At 63.1% G+C, this 23,321-nt stretch carries 16 protein-coding genes, 1 other RNA gene and 2 pseudogenes; 15 read left to right on the plus strand and 4 right to left on the minus strand.

Features of this window, described 5'->3' with window-relative positions:
* Position 1 precedes the first annotated feature (1 nt).
* The 10 genes from treZ to PD885_RS20325 all read left to right on the plus strand — a co-directional run bounded on the left by treZ (position 2) and on the right by PD885_RS20325 (position 14,047).
* The gene (treZ, locus tag PD885_RS01920) at positions 2–1,759 is read left to right on the plus strand and encodes a malto-oligosyltrehalose trehalohydrolase (RefSeq protein WP_002804561.1); all 1,758 of its coding nucleotides are present in this window, start codon (positions 2–4) and stop codon (positions 1,757–1,759) included.
* Complete coding sequence (malQ, locus tag PD885_RS01925) at positions 1,756–3,690, plus strand: 4-alpha-glucanotransferase (RefSeq protein ID WP_002804562.1); 1,935 nt, start codon at positions 1,756–1,758, stop codon at positions 3,688–3,690. Before treZ ends, malQ begins: the two co-directional genes overlap by 4 nt.
* Positions 3,687–6,290 (plus strand): malto-oligosyltrehalose synthase, encoded by a 2,604-nt coding sequence (gene treY / locus PD885_RS01930; protein WP_002804563.1) that lies wholly within the window; start codon positions 3,687–3,689, stop codon positions 6,288–6,290. Before malQ ends, treY begins: the two co-directional genes overlap by 4 nt.
* Positions 6,291–6,303: 13 nt before the next feature.
* Positions 6,304–6,489 carry a DUF2934 domain-containing protein gene (locus tag PD885_RS01935; RefSeq protein ID WP_002804564.1) on the plus strand — a complete coding sequence of 62 codons (186 nt, stop codon included), beginning with the start codon at positions 6,304–6,306 and terminating at the stop codon, positions 6,487–6,489.
* Positions 6,490–6,740: 251 nt separating this feature from the next.
* Positions 6,741–8,903: a glycogen debranching protein GlgX gene (glgX, locus tag PD885_RS01940; protein ID WP_002804565.1), complete on the plus strand. Its 2,163-nt coding sequence runs from the start codon at positions 6,741–6,743 to the stop codon at positions 8,901–8,903.
* 16 nt (positions 8,904–8,919) lie between these two features.
* Positions 8,920–9,552: an NAD(P)H-binding protein gene (locus PD885_RS01945; protein WP_040762385.1), complete on the plus strand. Its 633-nt coding sequence runs from the start codon at positions 8,920–8,922 to the stop codon at positions 9,550–9,552.
* Between the two features lie 135 nt (positions 9,553–9,687).
* A protein-coding gene (locus tag PD885_RS01950) for an IS3 family transposase (protein WP_088056617.1) occupies positions 9,688–10,832 on the plus strand; the annotation gives its coding sequence in 2 pieces (ribosomal slippage) (positions 9,688–9,925 and positions 9,925–10,832; 1,146 coding nt in all).
* Between the two features lie 106 nt (positions 10,833–10,938).
* A complete protein-coding gene (locus tag PD885_RS01955) occupies positions 10,939–12,843 on the plus strand; it encodes an RHS repeat-associated core domain-containing protein (protein WP_231895764.1) in 1,905 nt (634 codons plus the stop codon).
* Positions 12,830–13,636 (plus strand): IS5 family transposase, encoded by an 807-nt coding sequence (locus tag PD885_RS01960; RefSeq protein WP_002801519.1) that lies wholly within the window; start codon positions 12,830–12,832, stop codon positions 13,634–13,636. The genes PD885_RS01955 and PD885_RS01960 overlap by 14 nt, the downstream gene beginning before the upstream one ends.
* A 21-nt stretch (positions 13,637–13,657) precedes the next feature.
* Positions 13,658–14,047: a hypothetical protein gene (locus PD885_RS20325; protein ID WP_108772804.1), complete on the plus strand. Its 390-nt coding sequence runs from the start codon at positions 13,658–13,660 to the stop codon at positions 14,045–14,047.
* Positions 14,048–14,483: 436 nt separating this feature from the next.
* Here the strand turns inward: PD885_RS20325 and PD885_RS01965 are convergent, their stop codons facing one another.
* Positions 14,484–15,851 (minus strand): IS5 family transposase, encoded by a 1,368-nt coding sequence (locus PD885_RS01965; protein ID WP_088056618.1) that lies wholly within the window; start codon positions 15,849–15,851, stop codon positions 14,484–14,486.
* 143 nt (positions 15,852–15,994) lie between these two features.
* On the opposite strand from PD885_RS01965, the pseudogene PD885_RS01970 reads away from it, so the two are divergent.
* Positions 15,995–17,086: pseudogene (locus PD885_RS01970) on the plus strand (IS3 family transposase).
* Between the two features lie 205 nt (positions 17,087–17,291).
* Positions 17,292–17,367: non-coding RNA, sX9 sRNA (locus PD885_RS01975), on the plus strand.
* Between the two features lie 89 nt (positions 17,368–17,456).
* Here PD885_RS01975 and PD885_RS01980 read toward each other — a convergent pair.
* Entirely contained in the window at positions 17,457–19,790 is a 2,334-nt protein-coding gene (locus PD885_RS01980; protein ID WP_088056619.1) for a protein-disulfide reductase DsbD family protein, read from the minus strand.
* A 5-nt stretch (positions 19,791–19,795) separates the two neighbouring features.
* Complete coding sequence (cutA, locus tag PD885_RS01985; RefSeq protein WP_002804280.1) at positions 19,796–20,128, minus strand: divalent-cation tolerance protein CutA; 333 nt, start codon at positions 20,126–20,128, stop codon at positions 19,796–19,798.
* Positions 20,129–20,325: 197 nt separating this feature from the next.
* On the opposite strand from cutA, the gene PD885_RS20330 reads away from it, so the two are divergent.
* A complete protein-coding gene (locus tag PD885_RS20330; RefSeq protein WP_108817064.1) occupies positions 20,326–20,745 on the plus strand; it encodes a hypothetical protein in 420 nt (139 codons plus the stop codon).
* Positions 20,746–20,820: 75 nt separating this feature from the next.
* Here PD885_RS20330 and PD885_RS01995 read toward each other — a convergent pair.
* Positions 20,821–22,503: pseudogene (locus PD885_RS01995) on the minus strand (endonuclease).
* Between PD885_RS01995 and PD885_RS21260 the strand changes: the two are divergent.
* Positions 22,406–22,771 carry a hypothetical protein gene (locus PD885_RS21260; RefSeq protein WP_002804277.1) on the plus strand — a complete coding sequence of 122 codons (366 nt, stop codon included), beginning with the start codon at positions 22,406–22,408 and terminating at the stop codon, positions 22,769–22,771. The pseudogene PD885_RS01995 and the gene PD885_RS21260 overlap by 98 nt on opposite strands.
* Positions 22,772–22,911: 140 nt before the next feature.
* On the plus strand, positions 22,912–23,199 hold the full coding sequence (locus PD885_RS02000) for a co-chaperone GroES (RefSeq protein WP_002804275.1): 288 nt from the start codon (positions 22,912–22,914) through the stop codon (positions 23,197–23,199).
* The last annotated feature ends 122 nt before the right edge of the window (positions 23,200–23,321 follow it).

Genomic DNA, 23,321 nt, shown 5'->3' on the forward strand with positions numbered 1-23,321 from the left:
AATGAACGAGCGCAACGTAACCACACCGGCCTGGGGCGCCTGGCCGGCGGGTGAGGGACAGGTGCGCTTCGCGCTCTGGGCACCGGATGCCAACAGCGTGGATGTGGTTTTCGACGATGCCGCGCGGGTCGCGCTGCAAGCGGGACAAGACGGTTTTTTCAGCGCAGTGATCGACTGCGCGGCAGATGCGCGTTATCGCTACAGCGTCGATGGCGGCGAGCCGGTGCCGGATCCGGCCTCGCGCTGGCAGCCCGACGGCGTGCATGGCTCCAGCGCAGTGCAGCGCACTGACGGCTACCGCTGGAACAACACCCAGTGGCAAGGACGACCATGGGATGAGGCGGTGATCTACGAATTGCATGTGGGCACCTGCGGCGGCTATGCCGGTGTGCAGGCGCAGTTGCCGCAGCTGGCGGCGATGGGCATTACCGCAATCGAGTTGATGCCGTTGAGCGCGTTTCCCGGCGCGCACAACTGGGGCTACGACGGCGTGCTGCCGTACGCACCGGTCCAAGCCTATGGCACCCCGGACGAACTGAAGGCGCTGATCGACGCCGCACACGGGCATGGCCTGATGGTGTTGCTGGATGTGGTCTACAACCACTTCGGCCCGGACGGTAATTACCTGCACAGCTACGCCGCTGCGTTTTTCAACGAAGACAAGCCCACTCCGTGGGGCGCGGCGATCGATTTCCGCAAGCTTCCGGTGCAGCGTTATTTCCTCGACAACGCGCTGATGTGGCTGCACGAATACGGCTTGGACGGCCTGCGCATGGACGCAGTGCATGCCATCTCGCCGAACGCATTCCTGGACATCTTGCGCGAGACCGTGGAGGCCAGCCGGCCGCCCGGCCGGCATGTGCATCTGGTGCTGGAAAACGAGGCAAATCAGGCGTCGCAGCTGCAACTCGGCTACACCGCGCAATGGGACGATGACTTCCACAACGCCTTGCATGTGTTGCTGACCGGCGAAGAAGAAGGTTATTACGCCGCGTTCGCCGATCAACCGACCCAGCATCTGGCGCGTGTGCTCGGTGAGGGCTTTGCGTATCAAGGCCAGCTGGATCCGCGCGGACATGTGCGTGGCGAACCGAGCGGCGCGTTGCCGCCGTACAAGTTCGTGGTGTTTGCACAGAACCACGACCAGATCGGTAACCGTGCGCGTGGCGAACGCTTGAGCGTGTTGGTATCGCAACAACGGCTGCGCGCCGCGTTGGCGTTGACCGCGTTGACCCCGATGATTCCGCTGTTTTTCATGGGCGAACCATGGGGTGCCAAACAGCCGTTCCTGTTCTTCACCGACTTTGGCCCGCCGTTGGACGATGCGGTGCGTGAAGGTCGCCGCCGCGAGTTCTCCCATTTCGCTGCGTTCGCCGATGAGGCCCAGCGCGCCACCATTCCCGACCCGAACAGCCAGGCCACCTTCGCGGCCTCGCGTTCGCCAATCGACGATGCTGCGCATGGCGATGGCGCGCAGTGGACGGCGTGGTTCACTGCACTGTTGGCTGTGCGTCGCCAGTGGTTGGTGCCGGGTCTTGCGCAAGCGCGCGCCGTGCGTGCCAGCGTGCTGGCCGATGGCGCGGTGACGGCCACGTGGGAGTTGCCGGACGGGCTGTGGCATATCGCCTTCAACGTGGGCAAGGTGGCAGTGCCGCTGCCGCCGTTGCGCGGGTGTGTGGCGCATGCCGAAAACGTCGATGCCGATGCGCAGCAATTGCCGGTCGATGGCTTTATCGCCTGGCACGAGGATCGGGCATGAGCGCGGACGCATTGCACGCCCTGGCCGCTGCGGCCGGGGTGATGGTGGATTGGGTGGACGCCAGCGACCAGCCGCGTCAGGTCTCCGAGCAGTCGATACATGCGGTGCTCACCGCGTTGGAGTTGCCTGCTGCGACCGCGGCACAATGCGAAGACAGCCTGCGCCGCCGCAAGGCGCAAGCCGCCGAGCCGGTCCCGCTGCTGACCGTGCAAGTGAGCGAACGCTTGCCGCTGCGCGTTGCTGCCGATGCCAGCGGCCGCTGGACTGACGACAGCGGCGCCAGCGAGCAAGCGCGTGCAGATGCGCAAGGACAGCTGCGCGCGCCGCAGCGCTATGGTTACTGGACGCTGCAGATCGGCAATGTCGTTCAGCAGGTCGCGGTCGCACCGCAACGCTGCTTCAGCGTGGCCGATGCCTGTGGGCAGCCGTCGCCGCGTGCCTGGGGCATGGCGTTGCAGGTGTATTCGGCGCGTAGCCCGGATGATGGGGGCATCGGCGATGCCGCCGGCACCGTCGAATGGTTGCGGCAAGCGGCATTGGCCGGCGCCGATGCCTTGGCATTGAGCCCGGTGCATGCCTCGCGTCCGGTCACCGGCGCTTACAGCCCGTATTCGCCCAGCGATCGGCGCTTTCTGGACCCGTTGCATGCTGCGCCGGTGCGCATCATTGGCGAGTTGGCGCTGGACGCGATCAACGAGGTGCCCGGCCTGCGCGAACGCTTCGACACGTTGCACACCGGTGCATTGATCGATTGGCCTGCGTCCGCGCAAGCCAAGTGGGCGTTGCTGCGGCATCTGTACACCCGCGTGCCGTCCGATCACGCCGATCTGGTTGCCTTCCGTACCCAGGCCGGCAATGCGCTGGATGGCTTTGCACGTTTTGCCGCGCAGGATTTCGGCGACAACGATCCGCAGTTGCATGTGTTCACGCAATGGCTGGCGGCGCGTAGTTGGTCCGATGCGCAACGCGAGGCGCACCAGCGCGGCATGAAGATCGGTTTGATCGCCGATCTGGCGGTTGGTTTCGATCCCAATGGCGCCGAAGCCGCGGCCGCGGCAGACACCGTATTGCGTGGGCTGGTGCTGGGCGCGCCGCCGGATGCCTTCAATGCCGATGGTCAGCATTGGGGCATCGGTGCGTATTCGCCCACCGCGTTGCGACGTAGCGGCTATGCGCCGTATATCGCGCTGTTGCGTGCAGTGCTGCGCGATCGCGGCGGCATTCGTATCGACCATATTCTTGGCCTGATGCGGCTATGGGTGGTGCCGGAAGGGGCCAGCTCCAATGAAGGCGCGTACCTGGCCTATCCGCTGCACGATCTGCTCAATCTGCTCGCGCTGGAATCGTGGCGGCATCGCGCCATCGTGATCGGCGAAGACCTGGGCGTGGTGCCGCCGGGCATTCGCGAAGAACTGTCGCGACGCGGGGTGATGGGCATCGATGTGTTGATGTTTACCCGCGACGAAGACGGTGCATTCGTATCGCCAGCCTTATGGCGCCCGGATGCGATCGCCACTACCACTACGCACGACCTGCCGACGCTGACCGGCTGGCGGCAAGGCCGTGACATCGCGTGGCGACGCAAGCTGGAATTGATCCAGCCCGACCAGGCAACCGACGACGCCAAGGCCCGTACCAAGGACTTGGCGCGTCTGGATGCCGCAGTCGAACGCGCCGGTCTGACCAGTGCCGACGATCCGCTGCTGGGCGCGCTGCGTTTCATCGCCACCAGCATCTCGCCACTTGCCTTGTTGCCGGTGGAAGACGCGTTGGCGCTGGAAGAACAACCCAATCTGCCGGGCACCGTCGAGGTCCATCCCAACTGGCGTCGACGCCTGCCCGACCCCTTGCCGCATGCGCGCCTGAGCACGGCGCTGCAGGGCGTTGCCGAGGCGCGTCGCGTCGCGGCCGTATCGGAACCGCATCCATGATCGATCTACGTGCCACCGCCCGCCTGCAACTGCATGCCGGCTTTACCCTGCACGCTGCGCTTGCGCAGGTGCCGTATTACGCCGGGCTCGGCATCAGCCATCTCTACCTGTCGCCAATCGGCACGGCGGTGCCCGGCTCCACGCACGGGTACGACAATATCGACCCGACCGTGGTCAATCCCGAGCTCGGTGGCGAAGCGGCGTTGATCGCCTTGTCGCAGGCAGTACGCGAACACGGCATGGGCCTGATCGCCGACATCGTGCCCAACCACATGGCCACGCATGCCCAAAACGCGTGGTGGTGGGATGTGCTGCGCAATGGCCGCAGCGCCAAGCATGCCGATTGGTTCGATATCGATTGGCGCGCCCCGGGGCGCGACGGCAAGTTGTGGCTGGCGGTGCTGGATCGCCCATATGCGACTGCGCTTGCCGAAGGCCTGATCACCCTGGTGGTCGAAGACGATGGCAGCGCGGCACTGGCCCATTACGACCAGCGTTACCCGATCCGTCTGCAGACGCTGGAGATACCGGAAACATCCGCGCGTGCGCAATGGTTGCGCGACTACAACGACGGCGCCAAGCGTGGCGATGGCCGTCTGCACAAGTTGATCGAACGTCAGCCGTATCGGTTGAACTGGTGGCGCGTAGGCAACGACATGCTCAACTACCGCCGCTTCTTCGACATCACCTCGTTGGTGGCGTTGCGCGTGGAACTGCCGGCAGTGTTCGATGCCGTGCATGCATTGCCGCTGCGGCTGGTGGCCGAAGGCCATCTGGATGGTCTGCGCATCGACCACGTGGACGGGCTCACCGACCCCACCGGCTACGTGCGCAAGCTGCGCAGCCGGCTGGATGCGGCTGGCCGCACGCGCGGGCTCAAGCCCGGCACGCTCGGCCTGTATCTGGAAAAGATTCTCGCACCGGGCGAGCACCTGCCGGCCGACTGGCCCTGCGATGGCACCACCGGATACGACTTCATGGACCAGGTCGGCGGCCTCCTGCATGACGCGACCGGCTTCAAGCCGTTGGCGCGTGCCTGGCAGCGCGTAAGTGGGCGCAGTGGCGACTTTGCACAGGAAGAACGCGCCGCGCGCGACGAGATGTTGCGCGGCCCGTTGCAGACTGAGTTCAATCGCGCCGTTGGTGCGTTGTCGGCATTGGCGCGACTGGAACCGCCGACGCGCGAGTTCAGCCCGCAGATGCTGGCGCGCGGCCTGTGCGTGTTGCTGCGCTGGTTCCCGATGTACCGCACCTATGCCGGCGCCAAGGGCGTGGCCGGCAGCGAGGCAGAACGCTTGCGCGCCACCGCCGCGCGTGCCCGCGAGAGCATGCCGGAGACCATCGTGGCGGCAGTGGATGCGATCGAGCGCTGGTTGCTCGACGACGCGGGTGCCGACCGCGCACAGATCGCCTTGCGTCGCATCCTGCGTCGCCGCGTGGAGCAGTTGTCCGCACCGTTGAATGCCAAGGCAGTGGAAGACACCGCCTTCTATCGACATGGTGTGCTGTTGTCGCGCAATGAGGTCGGCAGCCATCCGACCCATTTCGCCAACGAAGCTGCCGAGTTCCATGCGCAGAATCAGGAGCGCGCCAAGCACTACCCGCGCGCGCTGCTGGCGACTGCAACCCATGATCACAAGCGTGGCGAAGACCTGCGCATGCGGTTGGCGGTGCTGTCCGAGCAGCCGCGGTGGTGGATCGAGCAGAGCACCCAGTTCGATGCGCTGACCGAGACACTGGAATCGCCGGCCCTGGCTGGTGGCGACCAGCAGATGCTGTGGCAGACGTTGGTGGCAGCCTGGCCGATCGGCCTGGGCGCCGATCAGCCCGAGCCGCTCGCCGCCTACGCCGAGCGCGTCTGGCAATGGCTGCTCAAGGCGGTGCGCGAAGCCAAGCTGCACACCAGCTGGACTGATGGTTCGCCGGCCTATGAACATGCCGTAGAAGCCACCGTGGAGCAGGTGCTGTGCAGCCGCGCCGGACTGCCGCTGCGACGCGCGCTGCTGCGCGCCAGCAATCACATTGCCGCTGCCGGCGCGCGTAATGCGCTGGTGCAAACCACACTGCGCCTGACCGTGCCCGGCGTGCCCGATCTGTACCAGGGCACCGAAGGCTGGGATCTGTCGCTGGTGGATCCGGACAACCGCCGCCCGGTCGATTACGCGCAGCGCCAACAGTGGCTGGAACAGGCACGCGACTGGAATACCCTGCTGCGCAGCTGGCGCGATGGTGCGGTCAAGGCACGTCTCACTGCGCTGCTGTTGCAGCTACGCGCCGAATATCCGTCGCTGTTTGCAAAGGGCGACTATCAGCCGTTGAACGCGGCCGTCCGTGGCGATGCGCAGGTGCTGGCGTTCCGTCGGCAGTACCGCGGGCAGTCGCTGGTGGTCGCAGTGACGCGGCTGGGTGCCGGCGATGAGAGCGACGGCGATCTGCCGCTGCTGGTGCCGTCGGCGACCTGGGGTCAGGCGTCGTTGGCGTTGCCGGAGGGCACGTATCGTAATGTGCTCGATGGCAGCACGCTGCAGCCGCAGCGAGGCCGCGTGGCGGTATCCACGCTGTTTGCACGTGCGCCAGTGGCAGTGTTGTTGACCCCCTGAGAGAACCTAAGCAATGAACGACACGGAACGGCAGGCGCGGCTTCGCCAGTTGGCACAGGAGATCTGGGAGGCCGAAGGGCGCCCGGATGGGCATGCAGACCGCCACTGGGCCATGGCCGAGCGGTTGGTGGATGCCGAAGAACGCGCAGCCGAGCAAGCCGCCGAGCATGCTGTCACGCCGATCACTGCACGCCAGTAACGGTGCCGTTGTCACCTTGTACAGCTTAAGAGCGGCTAGCAACGACAGCGGTCACTATCAGGCGGGCGCGGTCGGTACTCGGAATCGCCATTACCTCCGTACACTCCTGTTCCGAGCGCGCCATCCGCACATGCCTGGCGACCGCCCGCCATGTGTTGTCAGCCACTGTTAGCCGCAGGCCGATCCATGCAAGCGTGGACAGGCATCCGCAATCGCACATCGTTTGAGTTCAATGTTCTGAGGAGTTATTGATGGCCACTCGCAAGTTCACGCAGCGCTCGCGCATCCGCGAAGGCCGTCCCAATCCGCTCGGCGCCACCTGGGATGGCCTAGGCGTCAACTTCGCGCTGTATTCGCGCAACGCCACCCGCGTGGAACTGTGTCTGTTCGACGAACGGGGCCGTGAGCAGGAGCGTCTGGTGCTACCCGAATACACCGACGAGGTCTGGCACGGCTATCTGCCCGACGCGCGCCTCGGCCAGCTGTACGGCTATCGCGTGCATGGGCCATACGCGCCCGACGCCGGTCATCGTTTCAATCACAACAAGTTGTTGCTGGACCCGTACGCCAAGCAGATCGTCGGTGAGCTCAAATGGGCGCCGCATCTGTTCGGTTACACCATCGGTCATCGCGATAAGGACCTGAGCTTCGATCGCCGCGACAGTGCCGCGTTCATGCCCAAATCTGCGGTGATCGATCCGGCGTTTACCTGGGGCCAGGATCGCCCACCGCAGACGCCTTGGAATCGCACGGTGATCTACGAAGCCCACGTACGCGGATTGAGCATGCTGCACCCGGCGGTGCCGCCGGAAAATCGCGGCACCTTCTCGGCATTGAAGACCGACGAGCTGATCGACCACATCAGCTCACTGGGCGTCACCGCGGTGGAACTGTTGCCGGTACACGCCTTTGTCGACGATCAATATCTACTGGAAAAAGGCCTGCGCAATTACTGGGGCTACAACACGCTCGGCTTCTTCGCGCCGCAGGCGCGCTACATGTCAACGCGCAAAGTGGCCGAGTTCAAACAGATGGTGGCGCGTCTGCACCACGCCGGGCTGGAAGTGCTGCTGGACGTGGTCTATAACCACACCGCCGAAGGCAACGAACTCGGGCCCACACTGTCGTTCAAGGGAATCGACAACGCCAGCTATTACCGTCTGGCCGACGATCGCCGCTTCTACATCAACGACACCGGCACCGGTAACACCTTCGATCTGACCAATGCCGGTGCGCTGCGCATGGTGATGGATTCGCTGCGCTACTGGGTGCAGGAAATGCACGTGGACGGCTTCCGCTTCGACTTGGCCAGCATCCTCGGCCGCGAGCGTTATGGCTTCGATCCGTCGGGCAGCTTTCTCGATGCGGTGCGCCAGGACCCTGTGTTGAGTCAGACCAAGTTGATCGCCGAGCCCTGGGATATCGGCCCGGGCGGCTATCAGGTCGGCAATTTCCCGCCCGGTTGGGTGGAGTGGAACGACAAATTCCGCGACAACGTGCGGGCGTTCTGGCGTGGCGATGGTGGCCAACTGGCCGAGTTGGCCACGCGCCTGACCGGCTCGGCGGACCTGTTCAACCACAGCGGTCGCCGTCCGACAGCATCGGTCAACTTCGTTACTGCGCATGATGGCTTCACGCTGCGCGATCTGGTCAGTTACGCAGGTAAGCACAACCTGGCCAACGGCGAAGAGGGCAGGGACGGCAGCGACCACAATATCTCGGCCAATTACGGCGTCGAAGGCGACACCGAGGACCCGACCATCAAGCAGCTGCGCCGTCAGCAGATGCGCAATCTGCTCGCCACGTTGCTGCTATCGCAGGGCACGCCGATGCTGCTGGCCGGTGATGAATTCGGCCATAGCCAAAATGGCAACAACAACGCGTATTGCCAGGACAACGCGCTGACCTGGATCGACTGGACGGCGGTCACCAAGGCTGCGGCCGCCGATCAAGCGGCGTTCGTGCGGCGATTGATCCGCATCCGTCAGCGCTACCCGTTGCTGCATCGTGCGCGTTTTTTCGACGGCAAGTTCGATGAAACGCTGGGCCTGAAGGATCTCACCTGGCTGGCGCCGAACGGCAACGAAATGGACGAAGCCGGCTGGCACGACCCGGAAGCACGCGCACTGATGCTGCGTCTGGACGGCCGCGCGCCAGCCACCGGCCTGCGCGAGATCGCCGCCAACGTCACCCTACTGATGCTGATCAATGCCGCCTCCATCAGCGTGTCGTTCACGCTGCCGACGATGCACGATGAGCATTGGCGCGTCCTGGTGGATACCGCGCGGCATGGCGGCCGTGTGGTGGCCGGCGGCAGCGAATGGAAGGCGCCTGCGCATTCGCTGACATTGCTGGCGGTAGAGCGCGATCGCATCGCCAGCAGTGCGCGCATCGTCTCCGACGGTGCGCGCTGATGGCGGGGGTGGTCTGATGGATGTGTTGTTGGCAGGCGCAACAGGCCTGGTCGGCAAACATGTCTTGCAACAGCTACTGGCCGATACACGCTGCACCGGCGTGGTGGCGATCACACGTCGGCCTCTGACGCAGTTCCATCCCAAACTGCGCAACCAGGTGATCGATTTCGATCGCCTGGACAGCTGGACCGCACCGCGCATGGAAGCGGCCATCTGTGCGCTGGGCAGCACGATGAAACAAGCTGGCTCGCGCGAGGTGTTCTATCGCATCGATCACGATTATCCGATAGCGCTGGCCCGCGCGGCCTGCGCACAGGGTACTTCGGTGTTCGTGCTGAATTCGGCGGCCCGTGCGAATGCGCAATCACGCATCTTCTACAACCGCGTCAAAGGCGAACTGGAACGTGACCTGCGCACGGTCGGCTTCCCCTCGCTCACCTTCGTGCGCCCCGGCCTGATCGGCGGCAAACGCGAAGAACGCCGCAGCGGCGAGCACATCGCCAGCCTCGTGCTGGGTGCGCTAGCTCCGGTTCTGCCGCACCGCTTCCGCATCAATCCTGCCGCAGGTATCGCCGCAGCGATAGTGAAAGCCGCGCTGGCGCCGGCGCGCGGCGAGCACAGCGTTGAGGCGGCGGAGCTGGTTGAATAACGCTAGGTTGCCTACCCAAGTCAGCTAACGCCTCTGGTTCCTGATAACCTTGCGTCGTCCGCGACAGGTTCGTGATAAGCCCAGGGTTTCCTAGACATCTCAAGGCCATGGAAAATGGTCAATTCGGAGGTGTCTATGAGCAGCAAGCGGTATACGGATGAATTCAAGATTGGGGCGGTCCGGCAAGTGACCGATCGTGGTTTCAAGGTGGCAGAAGTCGCGGAGCGACTGGGTGTCACCACGCACAGCCTCTACGCCTGGCTGCGCAAGTTCGGCAAGCCTGGCGTGGTGCAGCGCGCCGAGGTGGACCAGAGCGCCGAGGTTCGGCGGCTGAAGGCAGAGTTGCGTCGAGTGACCGAGGAGCGCGACATCCTAAAAAAGGCCGCCGCGTACTTTGCCAAGGGGTAAGGGCAAAGTACGCCTTCATGCAAGCCCACTGTGGGGAATTCAGGGTGTGTGCGATGTGCCGGGTATTGCGGGTCAACCGGTCGGGCTATTACGCCTGGTTGTGCTCGCCCAACAGTGAGCGCGCCAAGGAAGATGAGCGCTTGCTTGGACTGATCAAGCACCACTGGCTGGCCAGCGGCAGTGTCTATGGGCATCGCAAGATCACCAGGGATCTGCGCGATCTGGGTGAGCGTTGCAGTCGCCATCGGGTGCATCGGCTGATGCGCACCGAGGGACTGCGTGCCCAGGTGGGCTATGGTCGCAAACCGCGCTTCCATGGAGGAATGCAGTGCAAGGCGGCGGCCAACCTGCTTGACCGACAGTTCGACGTGACTGAGCCGGACACGGCCTGGGCGAGCGATTTCACCTTCATCCGCACGCATGAAGGCTGGATGTACCTGGCTGTTGTGATCGATCTGTTTTCCCGGCAGGTCGTCGGCTGGGCGATGCGCGATCGGGCCGACACCGAGTTGGTCGTGCAGGCCTTGTTGTCTGCGGTGTGGCGGCGCAAACCCAACGCTGGTTGCTTGGTTCATTCGGACCAAGGGTCTGTCTACACCAGCGATGACTGGCGCAGTTTCCTGGCGTCCCATAGCGTGGTGTGCAGCATGAGTCGGCGTGGCAACTGCCACGACAACGCACCCGTGGAGAGCTTCTTCGGACTGCTCAAACGCGAGCGGATCAGGCGGCGGACCTATTCCACCAAGGACGCCGCTCGCGCCGAGGTATTCGACTACATCGAGATGTTCTACAACCCCAACCGCCGCCACGATTCAACTGGCGACCTGTCCCCTGTAGAGTTTGAACGGCGCTACGCGCAACGAGGGTCTTGAGGGTCTACGGAACCCTGGGCGTATCAGATCACCAGGCCGGACGGTAGCAAACGACGGGTGGTGTTTGATCCAGCGACCCGTTATCCGAAGACCGATACTGCCGCCTATGGCACGCCGCGCCCAAATCGACCCGCTCGGGTGGCGTACCGACTATGCCTACGATGGCAGCGGTCGTCAGACGCAGATCAAGGCGATGGCAGGCACCAGCGAGGCGCGCACCACCACATTGGTTTACAACGCCGATGGCGATGTTGCGTCGATGACCGACCCGCTCAACCGCACGACCCGTTTTGGTTACACGGCCTGCTGTCTGACCTCGGTGACCGACCCCCTGGGCAACGTGACCAACGCCACCTGCAACGCTGCAGGGCAACGCCTCACACTGACCGATGCTCTGAATCACACCACCACCTTCATTTGGACCGGCGAAGACCTGACCCAGATCAGCGATCCACTCGAGCGCAATGTGTATTTCCGCTACGACGTGCTGGGGCGGATGATTGCTGCCCAGGACGTGCAGGGCAACCTCTCGCGCCTGGAGTACGACGTGCTGGGTCGGGCGGTAAAGTCGATCGATCCGTTGGGCAATACCGTGCAGACGGGCTTCGATGCCAACGGCAATGTAGCGGCAATCCTGTTGCCGCATGGCAACGGCGTGACGTCTACCTACGACGCGCGTGATCGTCGCGTAACCCGCACCGACGCACTGGGCCAGGTGGAGCGTTGGACCTACGACAAGATGGACCGTGTCACCCACTACACGGACCGGCGCAACCGTGTCACCACCTATGCTTACGACGCGCTGGGCCGGTCGACCACGACCACGTTCCCAGGCATGGGCGGCAGCGTGACGGCTAGCTACGACGCCGGTAACCGGATGGTGGCGTTGGCCGACAGCGTGTCCGGCACGCTGGGCTGGAGCTACGACAGCTTCGATCAGATCACGGCCGCCAACAGCCCGCAAGGGACGATCACCTACGGCTACGACGCAGCGGGCCGTCGCACGAAGATGCAGGCGGCCACCCAGGCGCAAGTCGTCTATGGTTACGACACCGCCGACCGCCTGACGGAGATTACCCAAGGCACCGAGAAGGTGAGCTTCGCCTACGACCCCGCCAACCGACGCATCACCCAAACCCTGCCCAACCACGTGCAAACGGCCTACACCTACAACAACGCCAATCAGGTCACCGGCCTGGCCTGGGGCAAGGCCGGGCAGGCGGCGCTGGGCAGTTTGGGTTATGGCTATAACACCGTGGGCCAATTGGTTGCGCAGACCGGCACGCATGTACCGCAGTCACTCCCAACGGCGAGCAGTGGCAACAGCTTCGACGACAATAACCGGCAGACCAAGGCCAACAACGTTGCGTTGAGTTATGACGAAAGCGGCCACCTGCTCAACGACGGCAGCCGCAGCTACATCTGGGACGACCGCGACCGGTTGAGCAAGATCCAGCAAAGCGGCACAACGATCGCCAGCTTCAGCTATGACGCGCTGGGACGGCGGACGGTCAAGACGGAAGGCGGCACGAGCACGCAGTATCTGTATGACGGCCAAGACCCCGTGCAGGAAACACAAGGCAGCACGGTGAATCCGATCCTGACCGGTCTTGGCATCGACCAGCGCTATGCACGCAACGACACGGGCGGCAGGACGTACTTCCTGACCGACCACCTTGGCAGTACGCGCCTGCTGACGAATGCAGCGGGCAATGTCGTGCAGCGGTACGAGTATGATCCGTATGGTGCGACGACGCAGAGCAGTACGGCTTATACCAACCCATATCAGTACACGGGGCGGGAGAAGGATCTGAGTGGCCTGTATTACTACCGGGCGAGGTATTATCGGCCGCAGTGGGGGCGGTTTATTAGTGAGGATCCGATTAAGCTAGCTGGAGGAGTAAACGGATATATCTATGTCAAGGATAGTCCGCTGCAATACAATGATCCATTAGAGCGTGTTATGAACTTTGCCCTTGTCACGCTAACGTATACGGATGAAGCCTCGTAAGCCTTATTCCACCGATATTTCCGACGAAGAATGGGCCTTTGCGGCTCCCTATTTGACGCTGATGGACGTGCAGGCACCGCAGCGCAAGTATGAGCTACGCGCGATGTTCAACGCACTGCGGTGGATCGCGCGCGCCGGCGCACCATGGCGATTGCTTCCCAACGATTTTCCGCCCTGGGAAGCGGTGTATCAGCAAACACAGCGCTGGCTGCAAGCGGGCTGCTTTGAGGCCATGGTCAGTGATCTGCGCTCACTCTTGCGTGTGGCGCAAGGGAAAAAAGGCCAGCCGAGCGCGGTCATTTTCGATGCTCGCACGCTGCAGTCCACCTGCGAAAGCGGGCCGCGTGCTGGATACGATGGCTATAAACGCAAGAAAGGCAGCAAGGTACACATGGCGGTCGATACGCTTGGACATCTGCTCGCTGTCCAGGTGACGCCGGCTAATGAGCAGGAGCGCGCGCAAGTCCGATCGTTGGCACAAGAGGTACAACACGTGACCGGTGAAACGGTCAAGATCGCCTTTGTTGATCAGGGCTACACCGGTCAAGAACCGGCGCAGGCGGCCACGGAAGAAGGCATTGAGTTGCACGTGATCAAGCTGCAAGAAGCGAAAAAAGGCTTTGTCTTGCTGCCGCGCCGTTGGGTTGTCGAGCGCAGCTTCGGATGGGCCAATCGTTTCAGACGGCTGGCACGCGACTACGAGCGATTGCCGGAAACCTTGGCCGGTTTGCACTTCGTCGTCTTCACGATCCTGATGCTTGGAAATGCAGCCACCCTCTTTCAAAGTTCATAACACGCTCTAGGGCTCTGGAAAGTGACTATATCAATATTTGATTTTTTTGGAGGAGCTCTTTTCTTTGGTAAGGATGAAAATTCCGGTGGTTTTATTGGCATACGTGCCGGTGTCGGTATAGGCGGTGGTATTTCATTTGAACCTCTTGGAAATGCGTCAGGATCAAATCCCTGTAGCAATGGAGGCTTTGGCCTTGGTGGGTACGGTGAAGTCGGTTTTCATGCACTCTTTATACAAGCAGGAATTGAGCTATATGGAGGAGGGAAGTGGACGCCGTCAGACAAATCGAAATTGACACCATATGGTGATTTTCAGCCATCTGGCTCTCTGGGAGATAGCGGAGGAATAAATGCAGAAGCTTCCGCAGGCGTCGAGTTAACTCTACATGGCGGGCGCCCTTACAGACATTAAAGGTTAATTATGAAGAAAAAATAAAAATATTTTACTTAATTTCGGTACTTATAATATTTTTCGCGGGGGTTTTGATTGTAATAATTAATGGAAGGGCGGCAGAAACTTCCATTAATTATATTAAAAATGAATCTTTGGCAATATGTGGCAGTGGAGGGGCGACCTCTGTCCGTGTCAAAATATTTCCCGTTCGTATCAAAGTTATCGGAGATAGCGGGTACGCCGAATTTCATCTATCTGCGGAATGTAGTAAAAGTCACTCCGTCGCGGTTAAAATAACTTTAAAAAAGAAAGTTGGGCGATGGTGCGTCACTGATTCATCTGTCGATGGTTCTGTGATTCATCTGTCGATGGTTCTGTAAAAAGAAATTTAGATTTCTGCGAAAGGTGAATTTTACAAATTTTGTTCTGATTAGTCGTCCCTGAAAAATCCCCGTCAAGCGCCAAGTGCCGTCGGTGACAGCGGCACGGCACTCAAGGATGACCATCCCATCGCCCGCATCCAGGCACGCAAAAACGCGATCCAGCGCAGCAGCCAGCGCAGGTTGTAGCCGGCCGCGCAGCCGAGCACGTGCAGCGCATCGCCTTGGGCACCTTTCAGCCTGCAGCGACGCAACCGGCAGTCGTCTTTCAGATGTCCGATCACCGGCTCCACCGCCTGCCGTCGCTTGATCCAGCGCCATTGCCGTCGCGTCAGCGTCTTGGCCTTGCCGCGATGCAGGACCTGCACGCCATCGACTTCGCGCCCGCGATCGCCCAGGTCCACGATCGCCACCGTCGGTTCTACGCTCACATCCTGCAGCAACCCGCGTGTCTGCTCCAGCTGCTCGGCCAAGGTATCGCCGTCGTACGGGTTGCCCGGGAAGCTGCGCGCACCCACGACCAATCCCTTGCAGGCGGTGACCGCAATGCCGACCTTGACGCCGAATTCGTACGCTTGACGCGCCTTGCCCTTGCCGATGCATTCCACTTCCGGGGCATGCAATGCGTAGAGTTTTTGTTTGTCCTTCGGACGCTGCGTGTACAGCCGTTGCGCACGTTCCAGCCAGACAGCGATGCGCTCGCGCACGCCGGTGTTTACCTGATCGAGTTTGCGTTGGATGTCGCGCACGAGCCGTCCCAGCACTGTGCGTTGACGTCGCAGGACGCGCCGCATCCGCTTGAACTGGCACGCATGCGCATACCGACCTGCCTTGCGGCTCAGGGCCGGGCCTTGCCGCGCGTAGCTCTGCCGCAATCCGATGCTGTGCCGCTTGGCCAGTAACACCAGCTTCTTGCGTGCCACCTCCAGCAAACGGCTGTCGGTCGGATAGGCGATCGCCTTTTCCTGCACCGTGGTGTCCACGATCACCCGCGACAACTCGCGTGCGTCCACCGCCTGCATCGCATGCGCGGCGTTGATGGTGTGCGCCAGCAGCTCTTCCATCCCGGCCTCACCCAGGCGCTGCCGCCAGCGCGTCAGCGAGCTGGCATCGCACGGCAAACGCGTCTGGAACACGACCTCACCGGTGAAAAACTGCCAGTACGGATTCTCCAGCCAGCGCTCGCACACCGCTTCATCGGACAGGTCGTAGGCGTGTTTGAGGTAGAGCAAACCGGCAATCAGCCGCACCGGCAATGCCGGCCGACCGCCACCGGCCTGGGTGGCCGGCAAGCGCGATGAAAGTGCTTGCTCCAACGCCGTCCACGGCATCCGTTGGCGCAGCCGCGCCAGCGGATGACGCAGATCGATCTGGTTCTCCAGCCACGAACGAAACAACTCGGCGGCGGGTCTGTCTTCGGCAGCAGGACGGCGTGTACGCATGAGTGAAAATTGCCAGAAACCAGCCTTCAGCGTAGCGAACACTGGTAGTTTTGGCACGCCGGTGCAGACATCAAGGCCTTGCGGTCGTTGGGTGGTTGGGGTTTTTCAGGGGCGACCAATTCCCTACCCCGAGGAGATTGGACGTGAAGAAGCGCTTTACCGAAGAGCAGATCATTGGCTTCCTGCGCGAAGCCGAAGCAGGCGTGGCGATCAAAGACCTGTGCCGGCGCCATGGCTTCAGTGAGGCCTCGTACTGCCTGTGGCGCAGCAAGTTCGGCGGGATGAGCGTGAAACGCGCGGCTGAAGAAGTTGTTGGCCGAGCAGCTGTTCGAAAACGACCTGATCAAGGATGCACTGCGAAAAAAGTGGTGAGCGCACCCGCGCGTCGTGCGCTGGTGCGCGAGTGGATCGGGTGCGGTGCCAGCGAGCGTCGCGCCTTGGCGGCGATCGGCATGAGCGCCAGTGCGCTGCGCTACTGCCCGCGCGAAGACCGCAACGTTGAGCTACGCGAGCGCATTCTTGCGCTGGCGCATCGCCATCGCCGCTATGGCGTGGGGATGATCTATCTCAAACTGCGACAGGAAGGGCGCATCGTGAACTACAAGCGCGTGGAGCGGTTGTATCGCGAGCAGCAGCTGCAGGTCCGGCGCCGCCAAGCGCAAAAAAGTACCGGTGGGCGAGCGTCAACCGCTGCTGCGGCCATCGCAGGCCAACCAGGTGTGGTCGATGGACTTCGTGTTCGACCGCACCGCCGAAGGCCGGGTGATCAAGTGTCTGGTGATCGTGGACGACGCAACCCACGAAGCGGTCGCCATCGACGTGGAGCGCGCGATCTCGGGACACGGCGTTGCGCGCGTGCTGGACCGACTGGCACACAGCCGTGGCCTGCCGCAGGTGATCCGCACTGAGCGCGAAGCCTGCCCTCGGGGCACAACGGCAAGGAGTTTTGCGGCAGGGCGATGGTCGCCTGGGCGCACGCCCGTGGTGTGCAGCTACGGCTCATCCAGCCGGGCAAACCGAACCAGAACGCCTACGTTGAATCCTTCAACGGCCGGCTGCGCGACGAATGCCTCAACGAACACTGGTTCCCGACGTTGCTGCATGCACGCACCGAGATCGAGCGATTGCGACGCGAATACAACGAGGACCGACCCAAGAAAGCAATCGGCGGCATGACACCAGCTGCGTATGCCCAACATCTGGCCAACACCGATATCATTACCCCCGGACTCTAAACCCGGCTGCCACTCAGGGCGGGGGGGACGTCGTGGCTTCTGAATTTCTCAGCATACGCAGCGCGCATGAAGGTCCCAAGCTCTGATCCAGGATGACACTTTTAGATAACGAAACCCCGTCCTAACCGGCGGGGTTTTTGTTTAGATTAGCTAACAAAACTACTGCGCAGCCGCCAAGTGGGCGTGGTCGGTGCTCGGAATCGGCATGTATCACGCGGACACTCCCGCTCGTGCGGGCCGTCTGTACCCACCCGACGGCCGCCTGTTACCTGGTGTGAGTCGCTCTTAGCCGGGCTTGTCTCTGGCGACGCGGCGTGATTGCCGTAGCCAATTGCCGTATCCAAAATTTGCACTCGGGCAATGCGTACAATCAACGCGCAGCGCGCAGCAACGCATCTTCGGTGATGGCGTTGGTCAGTACCGTTGGCAGCACCGCCGGTGGTGCGCCGGGGCCGTATACCACGTAGAGCGGGACGCCGACGGCCTGGTGCTGGTCGAGGAAGGTGCTGATCTTGGGGTCGACGTTGGTCCAGTCGCCTTTCATGTAGACCGCATCGACCCGGCGCAGCGCGTCGCGGAAGTCGGCGCCGCTCAGCACGTTCTTTTCGTTGGCCTTGCAGGTCACGCACCAGTCGGCGGTCATATTGACGAAGACCACGCGGTTGTCGGCGCGCAGGCGGTCCAGCAGCTGCGGCGAGAATGCGACTACGCCTTCGGCAGCGGTGGTGACTGGCAGGCTGAGGCGGGTCACCGCGATCACCGGCACCAGGGTCAGCACCAGCATCACGCTGGCCAGGCGCATGCCCAGACGATTGCTCTTCCAGCGGCTGCGCTCGAAACACCACAGGCCCAGGGCAAGCAAGGTGGCGCCGACCAGCATCAACGCCAGCGCATCCACGCCGCGTTGTTTGCCCAGCACCCACAACAGCCAGATCGCGGTGAGATACATCGGAAACGCCAGCACCTGCTTGAGCGTTTCCATCCACGCACCGGGCGTGGGCAGGCGGCGCGCCAGCGAAGGGATGAAGCCGATCAGCAGGAACGGCAGCGCCAGACCCAGGCCCAACGCCAGGAACACCAGCATCGCCAGCAGCGCGGGCGCGGTGAATGCGTAGGCCAGCGCGGTGCCCATGAACGGGGCGATGCAGGGGCTGGCGACCACGCAGGCCAGCACGCCGGTGAAGAAGTCGCCCAGCGGCCCGTTACGTGCAGCCAACGATTGGCCGATGCCGCCCAGGTTGCTGCCGAGCGTAAACACGCCCGACAGGCTCAAGCCAACCGCAAACATCAGATACGCCAGCGCGGCCACGAACCATGGCTGCTGCAGCTGGAAGCCCCAGCCGGCAGCCTGGCCGGCCGCACGCAGACCAATCACCAATCCGCCAATGGCGGCGAACGACACCAGCACGCCTAGCGAATACCAGATGGCATGGCTGCGCGCGTGGCCGCGGCTTTCGCCGCTGTGGGCCAGGCCCAGCACCTTCAGCGACAGGATCGGCAGCACGCAGGGCATCAGGTTCAGCACCAATCCGCCCAGCAGGGCCAGCGCTAGCATCGCCAGCAGGCCCTTGTCGGTATGCGGTGGCTGGGTGCGCTGCGGATTGTCTGCCGAAGCGTCTGCGGCGAGGTTGGCGTTGGTGCCACGCGTCGGCACAGGCGCAGGTTCGGTCGGCGCCTGCCCGGCTGCCAGCGGTGAAATCATCAGCGGTGCTGCCTGCGCCTGGTTCTGTGGCGACACCGTGCCGGCCGGCAGGTCCAGCGCCACACGGCGGGTCATCGGCGGATAGCAGATGCCATCGGTCTGGCAGCCCTGGAAGGTGGCCACCAACGTCACATGGGCTGGGTCGGCGTGGTCGCGCAGCAGTGGCAGAGTGACTTCTGCCTGGCCGAAATACACCACCACATCGCCGAAATGTTTGTCGCGATGCGACTCGCCTTGCGGCCAGCGCGGTAGGCCGGTGCGTACGCCACCGACGCCTTCCAGTGCCAGCGAGGTGCGGTCGCGGTAGATGTAGTAGCCGGGCGCCGGAGTGAAGCGCAGCAACAGGCGGTTGCCGTCGCCGACGATGGCCTCGAAGGTGAAGGCCTGCTCGGCCGGTAGCGGCAATGCGTCCACGCCGGCGGCCCGCCCGGGGCTGCCGAACAGGCGCGGGCCTGCTGGAGCGCGCGGCACCAACGCCCCCAGGTTTTCGCGCTGTTGACCGAGGTTAGAGGTTGCAGCCGACGCCCTGGCGGCGGCACCGCCGCCTTGCGCATTGGGCAAGCTCACGCGGATCTCGCGCCGCTGCGGCGGGTAGCACACGCCGGCATCGGCGCAGCCCTGGTATTGCACCTGCAAAACAGCGGTCTGCAAGGAAGGTTCGGCCTTGCCCGCCAGCGTGGCCTGCAGCTGCTTGCGGTAGATCTGCACCTGGCCGAAGAACTCGTCGTGCTTGCTCTCGCCTTCCGGCAGCGCCAGCTCACCGGCGGTAAAGCCTTGCCCGGATTTGACGCTGATGCGGTGGCGATACAGGTAATAGCCCGGCGCGATTTTCCAGCTCAGCGCGATACTCTCGCGGCTGTTTGCCGTCGCGCTCGGCGTAAAAGCCTGGTCCACCGGCAGCAGGTCGGCCTCGGTCACCGCGGCCTGTGCCGGGGGGGGCGCCACGAACAAGGGGGCGGTCAGTAGAGCGCAGCGGGCGATCCAGCGGGACAGAGACTTCATGGATGTCAGGATTCCTTGCGGGTTTCAGCCCGGACCCAATCGAGATACGCCGACAGCCCGGCGCTGGCTTGGACAGCGACCGCTTCCGGCAGTTCATACGGATGCAATGCTTGCAGCCGCGCAATGGCGTCGTGCAGGCGGTCTTCACAGGTCTTGATCAGCAACTGCACTTCCTGGCTGCGCTCGATCGCCCCGTTCCAGCGATACAGCGACTGCGCGCCGGGGAGCTGGGTGACGCAGGCAGCCAGCCGCTCGTCCAGCAACGCATGCGCGATGTGATCGGCGCTGTCGGCATCCGGACAGGTGCTGAACAACAAATGGAGGGGAGAGGCATTCATCGGGCCGATCAGTGTAATCCCCTGCCTGCTGGGGATCGACCACCGATTCCGGAACACGCCGTTACCTTTTGTTGCCCCTACTGTCTGGCAACCGGTGCCAACAGCGCACCGGCATCATTGGTCAGTGAAAGAATCAGCATGTCGACATTCAGGATGCAGTGGTTGGGCGTGATCGCAGGCGTGGTAATGGTGGCGTCATGGCGCAGGCACAAAGCGATCGGGACGTGGGCGGGCAGGCGTTGGCGATGTCGGCGCGGATCTGCCCGGCGCATTCCACCGAACGAACGCGCCCGGCGGTGCGCACGTTGCCTGTCGGTGCGCTACGGGTGCTGGTGCAGCGCGATGGACACGCTATGCCCGGACCGGTGTTTGCCCGCCGAGATACCGGTGGCGTGGTACGGCCAAGTCGGGGTGCTCGCTTGAAATCCCGATGCGCCCAACGTGGTGAAGCTACTGACCACAAGGTCGGCGTGATGACCCGTAGCGAGGAATTCCACACCGCAACGGTGGTCTGGGACGCGAACGGGGAGCCGGCCAAGAACGTCGCCGTGCCGGCCTTCGAGCCGCGTGCAAGGCCGGTCGGTCGATACGCCGAACCTGCCGTCCCGACGCACTGAGCGTCGGGACGGAGAGGATCAATTGGCCAGCTGGCAGCTGGCCGGCTTGGCCGAGGTGAACAGGCTCGAGCTCGTTCACACGGGGTGATCGACGAACGGGTTGCGGTTGCCCTGGAAGCTGAAGATCACTTGGTTACGGGCGCGCTCGGCATCGTCCGGTGGGTCGGCCTGGTGCCAGGCCAGCAGCGTGGACGGCAGGCCCATGTAGGCTGGCGAGGACGAGGTCTGCACGATCTTGCTGCGGTCCTCCTTGCTGCGGTCGTCGGTGAGCTCCAGGTCTGGTTCGGACTGCCCGGTGGCCGCGTCGGTGCCGCCTTCGAAGCGAATTGCCATGTACATTACCGCACGCGCCATGTCGCCCTTGCGACGTGGCCACACTTCGAACGTGCCCCTGTTGCCGACAGGCGTGCGCACCCAGTTGGAATTGCCCGGGTACCGCGCGCTGCCGCCGCCAGTGCCGTTTTGATCTCGGTCACCCGCTCGCCGCAGCTGCTGGTGCAGGCGGCGTAGGGCTTGTTGCCGCGGTCGGCGTTGAAGGTGGTGTCGGTCAGATACAGCATGTGGGTGTCTGTGTAGGGCGCATACGGCAGTCCCTTGTCGCCGCTGGCGCTACCGAAGCCCAGCGAGTCGGGCCAGGTGTGCTCGCGGTTGTAGGTCAACCCGCTGCCGGTGCCGGCTCGGTCGCTGACTTTGGCGTAGCTGCGGTTGCGGTAGGCGTCCAGGATCCGGCCGCTTTTGTTGGGATCCTCGTCGGCCATTTCCAGGATGGTCCAGGTGTTGGTGCCGGTGCCGCTGTGCGGGTATACCGTGTGGCTTTTGATGAGGGTGTGCAGTGAGCAACGCAACTGACTGGCGTTGGCGGTGTTGACGCGCGTGTAGTAGCCAGTGCCGCCGCTGGTCGAGGCCACGGTGAAGACGAGGGACTGGTTGGCGGCCGGGCTCAACCCGGCGGCATCGCGGATGGCACTGGCGGTGATTGCCAGGGTGCAGTGTTCGCCACCGACCAGTGCGGTGTTGCTGGACAGGGTGAAGCGGGTGCCGTTGGTCGGATAGCTCAACGCCACCGTGCCGGAGCTGGCACAACTCAACGCGAAGGCGCCGCTGCTCAGCGTCACCGCCTCGCTGAAGCCGACTGCCAGATCGCCCGCAGCCGGGAAGCCGGTGGCGCCTTGAGTTGGCGCGCCGCCGGTTTCACCGCCACTGCCGTTGAAGGTCTGGCCGCGGTTGCAGGCATCGAAGGTCTGCGCCGACGAGCCGGCCCAGCTGAAGTTGGCTGGGCTGCTGCCGGTACCTGTCAATTGCAACGAACTGCCGACCGCGCTGCTGTTGCTCTCGCTGACCGGCAGATTCTGGCTGGTGACGCCGGCCGCCGGGCCGTCGCCGCCGGTGATGGCGCCTTCGTAACTGAGAAACTGCACCAGCTGCCCGTTGGGATCGACCAGCGCCACCCAGTCGTCTGGTCCGTTCTGGACACCATTGCTGGTGTAGCGCACGATCGCGACGCGCACCTGATCTGCCGCAGGTGATCAGGCTGCCGGCCGGCACCGTCGTCGTTGCGTAGACCGTGGCCGCGCTCGGCGCGCTGCCGTTGTACAGATAAATGCGGTAGTCGCTCAGCGATTCGTCGGCGGCGCTTGCGTCGTCATAATGCAGTTCGTTGATGAACACCGTCGCGTTGGCGGAGGTGGCGGTCAGCGCAAGCGCGCAGGCCAGCGGAAGCCAGCAGCTCAGGGCAACACCACCGGACGTCAACCTCATCAACAGTTCCTTTTGGTCGGGGAATGCATGCCTGACTCTAGAGCCTGTGCATGACAAGTGGTGGAACCTGGTTCCATTTTTAGGGCGCCAGCAAAACGGCTGCGCTCACCGCCAGGCGGGCACGGTCGGTGCGGTATCCCGCACAAAAACCATTAGTGCTGAGCGCACGATGCGCATTCACCCGACCACCAGGCCGCACGGTTTTGGCAGCCTCTATGGTCTCCGGATGCAACCGTCAAAGCGAAAAAATTTTGCCCTCAGCCCTTGAAAGTCGCCCACCCAGCACAATCTTTGGCCCGCACCCGTTCTGTCGGGTTTTCCGCGCGCTGTGCTGGCAGTCGTCACATACGAGTGCTAACATCGCCGATAATTTCCAGACTAATCAATCATTTAAGAGGGTCTTTCTCTATGAGCATCAAGCCGCTTCACGACCGCGTTGTAGTCAAGCCGATCGAAGCCGACGAAGTTTCCGCCGGTGGCATCGTGATTCCGGATTCGGCTAAGGAAAAGTCCACCAAGGGCGAAGTCGTCGCTGTTGGCGCCGGCAAGCCGCTGGACAACGGCAGCCTGCGTGCGCCGGTGGTCAAGGTGGGTGACAAGGTCATCTACGGCCAATACGCCGGCAGCAGCTACAAGGCCGAAGGCACCGAGTACAAGGTGCTGCGCGAAGACGACATTCTGGCGGTCATCGGCTAATCAGGCGCTACGCGCCGGAATCGGGAGTGGGAATCGGCAGGGCGGCTAACGCTCTCACCATCCGATCCCGTCCCGATATCCGCCCTTGCTCTACCGATTTTCCTTATCCCCCTAATCCCCTA

It is taken from the genome of Xanthomonas fragariae, from assembly GCF_900183975.1.
In the GTDB taxonomy this organism is placed as follows: Bacteria; Pseudomonadota; Gammaproteobacteria; order Xanthomonadales; family Xanthomonadaceae; genus Xanthomonas; species Xanthomonas fragariae.

Coding starts and splice junctions, on each gene's coding strand:
- treZ (WP_002804561.1), top strand. CDS start 2: ATGAACGAGCGCAACGTAACCACACCGGCCTGGGGCGCCTGGCCGGCG.
- malQ (WP_002804562.1), top strand. CDS start 1,756: ATGAGCGCGGACGCATTGCACGCCCTGGCCGCTGCGGCCGGGGTGATG.
- treY (WP_002804563.1), top strand. CDS start 3,687: ATGATCGATCTACGTGCCACCGCCCGCCTGCAACTGCATGCCGGCTTT.
- PD885_RS01935 (WP_002804564.1), top strand. CDS start 6,304: ATGAACGACACGGAACGGCAGGCGCGGCTTCGCCAGTTGGCACAGGAG.
- glgX (WP_002804565.1), top strand. CDS start 6,741: ATGGCCACTCGCAAGTTCACGCAGCGCTCGCGCATCCGCGAAGGCCGT.
- PD885_RS01945 (WP_040762385.1), top strand. CDS start 8,920: ATGGATGTGTTGTTGGCAGGCGCAACAGGCCTGGTCGGCAAACATGTC.
- PD885_RS01955 (WP_231895764.1), top strand. CDS start 10,939: ATGGCACGCCGCGCCCAAATCGACCCGCTCGGGTGGCGTACCGACTAT.
- PD885_RS01960 (WP_002801519.1), top strand. CDS start 12,830: ATGAAGCCTCGTAAGCCTTATTCCACCGATATTTCCGACGAAGAATGG.
- PD885_RS01965 (WP_088056618.1), bottom strand. CDS start 15,851: ATGCGTACACGCCGTCCTGCTGCCGAAGACAGACCCGCCGCCGAGTTG.
- PD885_RS01980 (WP_088056619.1), bottom strand. CDS start 19,790: ATGAAGTCTCTGTCCCGCTGGATCGCCCGCTGCGCTCTACTGACCGCC.
- cutA (WP_002804280.1), bottom strand. CDS start 20,128: ATGAATGCCTCTCCCCTCCATTTGTTGTTCAGCACCTGTCCGGATGCC.
- PD885_RS20330 (WP_108817064.1), top strand. CDS start 20,326: ATGGCGCAGGCACAAAGCGATCGGGACGTGGGCGGGCAGGCGTTGGCG.
- PD885_RS21260 (WP_002804277.1), top strand. CDS start 22,406: ATGAACACCGTCGCGTTGGCGGAGGTGGCGGTCAGCGCAAGCGCGCAG.
- PD885_RS02000 (WP_002804275.1), top strand. CDS start 22,912: ATGAGCATCAAGCCGCTTCACGACCGCGTTGTAGTCAAGCCGATCGAA.